The sequence below is a fragment of the Pseudovibrio sp. W64 genome (assembly GCF_001623145.1).
Taxonomy (GTDB): domain Bacteria; phylum Pseudomonadota; class Alphaproteobacteria; order Rhizobiales; family Stappiaceae; genus Pseudovibrio.
This window is the reverse complement of sequence record NZ_LMCI01000031.1, coordinates 1-6,319: the sequence shown is the minus strand read 5'-3', so window position 1 is coordinate 6,319 and position 6,319 is coordinate 1. Positions and strand designations below refer to the sequence as shown.

At 48.3% G+C, this 6,319-nt stretch carries 2 protein-coding genes and 3 pseudogenes; 1 reads left to right on the top strand and 4 read right to left on the bottom strand.

The window, feature by feature from the left end:
- The 4 genes and pseudogenes from PsW64_RS27630 to PsW64_RS13440 form a co-directional block, all read right to left on the bottom strand.
- A pseudogene (locus PsW64_RS27630) lies at nt 1-825 on the bottom strand (hypothetical protein); the annotation flags it as partial.
- Between the two features lie 338 nt (nt 826-1,163).
- Entirely contained in the window at nt 1,164-1,853 is a 690-nt protein-coding gene (locus PsW64_RS13450; RefSeq protein WP_063303943.1) for a Crp/Fnr family transcriptional regulator, read from the bottom strand.
- 196 nt (nt 1,854-2,049) lie between these two features.
- Nucleotides 2,050-2,645, bottom strand: a pseudogene (locus PsW64_RS13445) (tyrosine-type recombinase/integrase).
- Nucleotides 2,646-3,145: 500 nt separating this feature from the next.
- Nucleotides 3,146-5,584, bottom strand: a complete 2,439-nt coding sequence (locus PsW64_RS13440; RefSeq protein WP_063303942.1) for a hypothetical protein — start codon at nt 5,582-5,584, stop codon at nt 3,146-3,148.
- A gap of 286 nt (nt 5,585-5,870) precedes the next feature.
- Between PsW64_RS13440 and PsW64_RS27135 the strand changes: the two are divergent.
- Nucleotides 5,871-6,062: pseudogene (locus PsW64_RS27135) on the top strand (hypothetical protein); the annotation flags it as partial.
- Nucleotides 6,063-6,319 lie beyond the last annotated feature (257 nt).

The window sequence follows — 6,319 nt, the reverse complement described above, 5'->3', positions numbered from 1 at the left end:
AGACACCGTCAGAGAGCCCCCCCCATCGCGGCCGACACTCAGATTGCCCGAATTGCCCCAAGTTGACCCGGTGCCGGTCACCTCAACGGCGCCAGTTGAACCTCTTTTATAGCCGATATAGCCGTAGTTACTATTCACCGTACCGCCATCAGATACCGTCAGAGTGCCCTTGCCAGATCCTCCGACAGCTAGTATGCCCGAATTGACCCAGGTTGATCCGGTACCGGTCACTTCAACACTGCCGGTTGAACCGTTGCTATAACCGATGTGGCCGTAGTCACTATTCACCATGCCGCCATCGGACACCGTCAGAGTACCATCGCCATCGCTGCCGACATATAGATCCACCGAGTTGTCCCAGGTTGACCCGATGCCGGTCACCTCAACGGCGCCAGTTGATCCTCTGTTATGTCCAATATAGCCGTACTTACTATTCACCACGCCGCCATCGGATACCGTCAGAGTTCCTTCGCCGTTGTAGCCCACACTCAGATTATTTGCCTTTGCCGTTCCGTTGGTGGTTTTATCCGTTACAATGGTCGGATTGGGTGCTGTGGTATCAACGGTAACATAATGTGTACTATTCGGGATAATATCACTAGACCAGTTATCCTCAGTAAACCAGTCGGTCGAGTGGTTACCTTCCCATGTCTGCCCAAGGGCGTCCGTTGCTCCGGACAACATCAAAGGCCCTGATGCAATTAACGTAGCTGCAACATAGGGCGCTCGACTTGCTGTAACACCGGCCACTTTGGTTATGCGCCCACCGTGCCGCAGATGGTCCAGAAAGTGCTCGAAATATGTTCTTGAAGGGGGCGTAGTCATATGGTTATCGGAACTCTTGGTTCAAAATCTTTGATGTACCCATCTCACTTCAAAACCTGATCGTTTTGACGTGAAATGACGCGGAATTTATCGGTGACCTGCTCAGGAGCGCTCGTCAGTTAAATGTCCCCTAAGCAAAGCCGTTACAGATCCCTCTTCCCAGTCATTCGCCAGACGGCACGCCGATACCAGTGGCAGCGGTCAAAATGCTGACAACTGAATATCAATGGGATGAAAATACAGAGGGATTGTACGTAGCCAGCCGCGCAAAGAATGCTAAGAACTTAGCAATCTGGCTGTTTACTCAGATTTGTGCACACCGGATGGGCGGTCAGACCTCAGAGAGATAAATGCTCGGCTCTGGTGGCATCAATCCAATCTGACAGGGCTTGCTCGTCCGGAACGGCAATTGCGCCATATTTCAGCACGATCAGGCCACTTTTTTCCAGCTGTTTGAGCGCTTTACCCATAGAGACACGCGAGGTGCCCACAGCGATAGCCAACTCAGACTGGTTCCAGTTGAGCATCCCTGGCACTTCTGAAGCTTCGAGCATGTTCTGCAAAAACACCGCTGTATACGCAGGCAAAGGTAGCAAACGCAGATCGTCAAGCATGTTCAGCGCCACATTCAAACGGCTCAACGTCGCTGGCAAAGCTGCGCGGGCGATTTCGGGATGAGCGTCCATTAGCGTCAGAAAATCAACTTTGTGAACATAACCAATTGTCGTTTTACCAACTGCAACAGCATTTTGCGTTCGCTTGCGACCGGTCAGCACGCCTATGATGCCAATGAAGTGGCCCTCACCAAGCACAGCAAGAATTGTTTCTCGGCCACTAGGGCTGAAACGTCCCATTCTAACTGCCCCTGAACGCACAATGAGCAGGCGATCACCATCATCACCGGTCGAGAAGATCGTGCGGCCGTCCTGATAGGTATGGCGATGCTCGACAGCTGCAAAAGCGGCCTCGACCTTTGGACTAAGCAGGTCAAGGAACTTGAGGCTCCCGTGATCCAGCAATCCTGTCATGGCCAAGGTTCCTTAAAATGCGTTGAGGGCGTACACTTCATCACCTATCCTGAACATCGCCCTTGTTGTCAACACACCATACTGTTAGTTGCAGAGTTTCAGTTGTGGCCGCAGTCAGCGATAGCCACGAATATCTACAATTGGTCATGCTGACAACTGAAGAGTACGGAGCTGCTCCCTACCAGCTCCTTGATTGCTAAATGTCGATTTTCTCTGACAACGAAAGTGCATCTTCAAGGTCTATACCTAAGTATCTGACAGTACTGTCCATCTTTGTGTGGCCAAGAAGAAGCTGCACCGCTCGAAGATTACCTGTCTTCTTGTAGATCTGCGCATTGAGTGTGTGCCGTAAGAACTTGGTTCGAGCCTGATTAATAAAACCCACTCTTTCAGCATTCGACCATACTGTTGCGTCGAAATGTGCGGCCTGTCATGAAACCGACCAAGCCATAGATACTCAGACCCGATCATTTCTGGACTGTCTATCCATTTTGACAAGGCTGATCTGGTTCCTTCCATAAGTTCAAACTGAACAGGCTTACCGGTCTTATTCTGAATTATTGAAGTGCGCTCTTTCACTCGCCCTGCAGTAAAAACATCGACAATCTTAAGACGTACAAGCTCACACCCTCTGAGTTTGTTATCGATTGCTGTATTGAACAAAGCTAGCTCACGTACTTTGCCTGCAAGCTCAAGGCGAACACGAATGACCCAAACATGTTTTGGTAGCAAAGGGCGCTTTTGCCCGACAATCCTGCCACGATTCCAGGCTGGTTTTACTGATCTGATCATAGGAAGATTTGATATGGTCATGACAACCCCTCCAAACCACCCTCAACCACCACATCGAGCTAATCTTACAGCAGGTAGAAGACAGTATTGAGGTTCAGCTTGGTAAGAACAACAAACTACTTGTTTGCTTGCCAAGCGTTGCTCAGAGGACCGAAATATGTGCAGTATAGTTTTCGGCAAAGCTTCTTGATGAGTGATATCGCTTTGATATCGGGCCATTTGGAGACATTGGAGCATTTCCATCGGGGATTGAAGTAGCCCCAACCTAAGGCGTTTACGGTAGCCTTCATGCATATCCCGCCAAGGGTAACCTATCCCCAAGACAGACAAAATACCATTGATGAAGAGCCAGTTCTCTTATACTGGACAGCACCTCCGCCACGCTCACTGGGCTCCAGCCTCTCTATGACCATTCCTGATCATACAAATCGTCACGTATACACAAAACTCCCCGTCACTACGGGGAGTTTGAAGTACGCTGTGCTTTGCAAGGGAAGAGCTTAGTCAGCGGGGTCCAGATCCGGCAAACCAATTTTGTAGTATAGCTTATTGCTGTCATCGCCACCTTCCGAATGCCTGTGCACTTCTATAAGGTGGCCATTATTATCCATGGTTACAGCAAGATTAGAGCCATGGTCGTATTTCTTACTTTCACTCCAGTCTATCTTTTTTTTCTCAAATTGTATTTTTCCAGTACGGTAGTATAGGTCAACGCTGCTACCGCGACCTCGATGAACCTCCACACAATTACCACTATTGTCCATCGCTACTGAGTGATCTGAGCCTGAATCGTATTGGATACTATCACCCCAAATTATGGTCTTCTTGCTGAAGTCTATTCTGCCAACGCGGTAGTAAAGTTTATCGTCGTTACCAGAAGCCGGGTTGCCTCTATGTGTCTCTACACAATTACCATGATCATCCATTGCGATGGCAATGTCAGCGCCCGTGTCATACTTGTCGCTATCTCCCCAATGTATTGTCTTTGCAGTGGAGTTAACGATCCCAACCATGTAGTAGAGATTGTTTTTGTCGTCGCCGTTACCGGTGTGTAGCTCAACGCAGTTACCATGATTATCCATGGCGACTGCGACCTTGGTCCCGGTGGTGTAATTGTTATTATTGCCCCAATTGACCGTCCTGGCACCTATATCCGCAAGTCCAACGGCATAATATAGTTTATTGCCACTCCCACTTTCCCTATGCACACAGATACAGTGGTCTTTATTGTCCATAGATACGGCAAAGTCGGAGCTGCTTGTAAGATATATGCCGTTTCCAAAGTCGATACGATTGCCGGAGAAATGCGCCCTTCCTACGCGGTAGTAAAGTTTGTTGCTATTTCCACCAGAGCCACGGTTCATTTCCAGGCAGCCTGAGTTGTAATCTGTAGCGATCGCCACCGAGGAGCCTGTAGTGTAATAAATGCTAGGCCACCAGACAGCGTCAATAGCTGTATACGCCTTCCAAGTCGCGATTGAAAACGTTCCAGCTAGCGCACTCCTAGAGGTTGCAAAAATCTCAATACTGGTAGGTGACGTTATCTGAAGACCTTTCCCCCATCGAAAATTGGCGCCCAGGTCAGACGGTGACATCATATCCACACCTGGCATATAGTTCGCTTTGAGACCAGCTAAGCTGATAGCACCTGACATATCGTCGTATCTTGCTTCCGTGTCGGCTGATGAGGAGGGGCCAGTTTCCAATAGTATTGGAGCACGAACTTGCGTTACAGTTGCGCTATGATCTCCTTCAATCTGGAGCCGATATAAACCAAAACTTCTATCGGTGCCGTGCATTGTGAAAATAAAAAGCTGTCCATCTTCCTGTGTCGCGAGGGCGAAACCACCCTCCGGACTAAATGTGTCAGGGAGATCTTTCTTTGAAATCAACTGAATGAGATCAAACTGGTCGGGTTGTGTACTAATTTCAGCTGTTTTGGATCGATAGACACTTAGCCCCGGGCTATCCCCTGCAATGACAATGTATTTCCCTTCTTCTTCACCTACTGACTTTTCTTTCGTCATCCCTGCGCCATTTACCCCGCTATCGTCCCTCGGGATCGTGGTCAGAAATTTCATCGGTTTGTTTTTTGCCGTGGGGCGCACATCGTATATTTGTACTTCCGAGCAGGTGTTATGTTTGTCACTTTTCTCGAGTGTAAGTGCCATATAGCTACCGCAGACTTGAACACCTCCTGGATGACCCCAAGCGGGATCATGTTCGGTGTTATAAGTTGCTTGAATTATGTCACTGCCTCCATATTTTTTTGGAATTTTATTTCCAATCATGTATATGCCTTGCTGGTCGTCAGTCATCACGTTTGTGTGCGTGAAGATTAACTTTGAGCCAAAAGCACCAACTCCTTTAAAATGTGAGTAGATCGAAGGGTGGATGGTAAAATAGTAACCAGTCCCACCAGAGTTTGCATTGACACTGTCAAAAGTTGCTGCGGCATTTACCATCTGCGGGTTCTCCGGAATAATTTCCGTCGTATCACCGCTTTCAATCACAAATCTAGCGTCGTTGGTTTTTCCATCTGTACTGGATGCATCCACCGTCCAATAGTGCTCCTCGGAACCTTCGGTTGGAAAAACTCTCTGCACGGGCAGGAACTGAGAAGTCATGGTTTCGTATATCTGATCGCTTGTGCCGGCATCAATTTTGTTCACGTTCCCAATCGGATTGGCGAACGAGAAATAGATACTGATAGGGTTTTCAGGCGAGGAAGATTTATATTTTACCCAGCCTGCGCATCCTGCGATAGACATTTCTGCCTCATCGCATTCGACGGTTGCGCGACCACCATCGGCAGCTATTTCTTTTGGCCACTCGCTGTCATCTGCGAGTTGACCATATTCTAAGTGAGCTTGCTCAAAAGTGAAAACGGATGAGCTGTTATTGGTGAATTCTAAGCGAATGCGATGGTCTTTTTGCATAGGCTCTCTCCCTAATGTTAAAACGCCGCCATCGAAATAATGTCGTTAATTGGCTATGGGCCGTGACACGTTGCTATCATCGGTTACGATAACAGGTGCCGTACTCGAGGCTTTGGTCCGCGGGAGTGTATTTTTGTTGGAAGGTAGTACAACCCAAGATTGTTTTATCGCCTATATGTTTTCGCTATAGGTCGGTGTTTCCGCTTTAGGTTCATCGCCTTACAGATTGATCAAGGAGACTGAAAACTCTAGGCCCTGTTGACAAAGCCCTTCCTGTGCAGAGCACAGGACACTGCGCAAAGGTCAGGCTGGTGCCTTCAACTTCTCGAAGGATGTTCTGGGTGAAGCCCGCCTCATTGAGCAGGCCTTTGGAATTTGCCCCAGTGCTCGATCTGAAGCCATGACTATGCTCGAAAACCATCTTCAGAGTGATAAAATAGCCCTGAAGGGTATCCTTAGCGTACTACTCTACCCCTAACCTCAAACGATCCCTGGATAGGTGCCGAGTGGCACCAAAAGACACTCAGAAAGAACATCCAGTAGTTGATGTTCAAGATTGAAGGTATGAAAGTGACCTGTAGTTGAACACTGGCCAAAGTTTGGACGGGCTTTAAGCCATGTGAACGGCAGCTATTGGTGGTGGTCTCAACAGGTGGATGCAACACTCTAATCTTTAAATAGAGATGGAGTGTTCGACATGACGTATCGCCGCCGTATTTACTATTCTGCCGCACA

Bases quoted from the DNA above. Each gene is read 5' to 3' on its own strand.
- PsW64_RS13450 (WP_063303943.1), bottom strand. From the start codon at position 1,853: ATGACAGGATTGCTGGATCACGGGAGCCTCAAGTTCCTTGACCTGCTT.
- PsW64_RS13440 (WP_063303942.1), bottom strand. From the start codon at position 5,584: ATGCAAAAAGACCATCGCATTCGCTTAGAATTCACCAATAACAGCTCA.